The organism is Rhodosalinus sp. FB01, from assembly GCF_041365715.1.
Classification (GTDB): Bacteria; Pseudomonadota; Alphaproteobacteria; order Rhodobacterales; family Rhodobacteraceae; genus Rhodosalinus.
Genome location: NZ_JBGFSH010000004.1, coordinates 338,593 through 340,792, shown reverse-complemented (window position 1 = coordinate 340,792; position 2,200 = coordinate 338,593). Strand labels below are relative to the sequence as shown.

Below are 2,200 nucleotides of genomic sequence, written 5' to 3'. Positions count from 1 at the left end.
GAAACCGGACCACTTCATTGGGGCAGGTCAACCGCCAACCGCATCGGCAGAACTCATAGCACAGTTGTGCTCGCAGAAGAGCTTGAAAGAATGGCGAAGGTGGCGTGATGACTGGCTCCCGCGCGCCCGACTGACAATGCTGATTGCAACATGTTGAAATCAAGGGGTTTCACGTTGCGTTCTCAGGCGGTCTAGTGGATGCTTGGGGGGCAAAATGCACTCCTGGAGACTGGGGCGACTAGGTGCCAAAGAGAGAGAGCCACAGAGCGGGCAGTGAGCTGTTCATTGTCGACAACAGCGCCGACGAGTGGAAGGCGCTTCGATACCTCCATGACTGGTGTCAGCTCTCTAGGTCGATCGATATCGCGACGGGGTACTTTGAAATTGGAGCACTACTGTCGCTTGGTAACGAATGGCAAAAGGTCGATCACATACGAGTCCTTATGGGAGACGAGGTCTCGAAGCGTACCAGGCGTGCGTTCGAAGCCGGGCTTCAAGAAATTGCTCGTCGCCTTGACGAGAGCATTGAGCAAGAAAAGGGCAAGAACCACTTCCTAAATGGAGTTCCAGCGATCGTCGAGGCGATCAGATCCGGCAAGATCGAGTGCCGTATCTACAGGCAGGACAAATTCCATGCCAAAGCCTACATCACACATGCACGCCTCGAAGTGGTTGGATCATCAGCGCTAGTTGGTTCTTCGAACTTCACGGTCCCAGGCCTCACCCAAAATATCGAACTGAACGTGCAGATTACAGGTACCCCGGTCGCGGTACTGCAAGAATGGTATGAGGAACGCTGGCAGGAAGCCGAAGACGTATCGATTGAAGTCCTCAAGACCCTTGAGCGCCACACACGCGATTACACCCCGTTCGATGTCTATGCGCGGTCGATGCAGCTTTACTTCTCTGGGCATGAGGAGACCGCAACTGAGTGGGAGAAGAACTCCTCTAGGCTCTATCCGGTCCTGGCAAACTACCAGCGGGACGGATACGGTGCGCTGCTAAAGAGGGCAGCAAAATACGGCGGTGCCTTTCTTTGCGACGGTGTCGGCCTGGGCAAGACCTTCATCGGCCTCATGCTAATCGAACGTTTCGTTAAGCACGAAAACAAGAACGTCGCACTATTTGTGCCGAAATCGGCCAAGTCGCCTGTTTGGGAACGGGAGCTCAGAAACCGGCTTCCGGATGTATTCAAGGGCTTCAGTAGGCTGAAAATCTTCAGTCATACAGACCTGATGCGCGAAAAGATGCAGGAGGAATTGGAGCAAGTCAAAGCTCAGGCTGACGTCATCATCATCGACGAGGCACATCATTTTCGGAACACCGGCACGCGCGGTGAAGAAGGTTCAAAGCGCAAATCCCGCTATTGGCGATTGTATGACCTCGCCGCAGGCAAGGAAATGTACATGTTGACCGCTACGCCGATCAACAATAGCCTGTTAGATTTTCAGCACATGGTCGAGCTGTTCTCACGGCACCGCGCAGATCATTTCGCTGATGCGCCGCTGGGCATCCATTCTCTCGCAGGGCACATAAGGCAATTGGAGAGATCAATTGAGCGGCAACTGAGATCGAATGGGGATGAAGAGGTTGCAGAAATCAACGCGGCTGACATAGGCGATCTTTTCGCGACAGATTCACTTTTCGACGCGCTGGTTGTTCAGCGGAGCCGAAGTTATGTGAAGGCTAGTATGCAGCGCGAAGGCGGAGGCGCCGTTGTCTTTCCCGAACCGCGTAAACCCAAGGTCGCGCATTATTCGGTAAAGCAGACTTATGGGAAACTACTCGACATGGTGGCTGATGCTTTCCACAAGCGCGTTCCTCTGTTCACCCTCGGCATTTACAACCCATACGCCTATTACAAGGGCGATGACCCTGAGATAATCCCTGCCATGGAAAAGGGTCGCCGGAAACAGGTGGTGGCGCTCATCAGAACAAACTTCTTGAAGCGTTTTGAAAGCTCGGCCGAAGCGTTCAGGCTCTCATGCTGGCGATTACTCTATAAGCTACTGGCATGGTTGGATGTGAATGCCGAAACCGAACACGAACGGGAAGCCGTCGAGCGGTGGAAGCGCCGAAACGGAAAACTAATCGGATATGAGCCGCAGCTTGATTTTCTCGACGAAGCTGATGGGGAAGAGGACCTCTATCCCGAGGAACTGCGCGATACGATTGAAAAGCTTCCCCGTGATGAGTTCGA

The 2,200-nt window shown here is 53.5% G+C and carries 1 protein-coding gene; it reads left to right on the top strand.

The features are described from left to right. Positions 1–242: 242 nt before the first annotated feature. The coding region (locus tag AB6A65_RS08700) for a DEAD/DEAH box helicase family protein (protein WP_371037972.1) at positions 243–2,200 on the top strand (1,958 nt) is incomplete at its 3' end.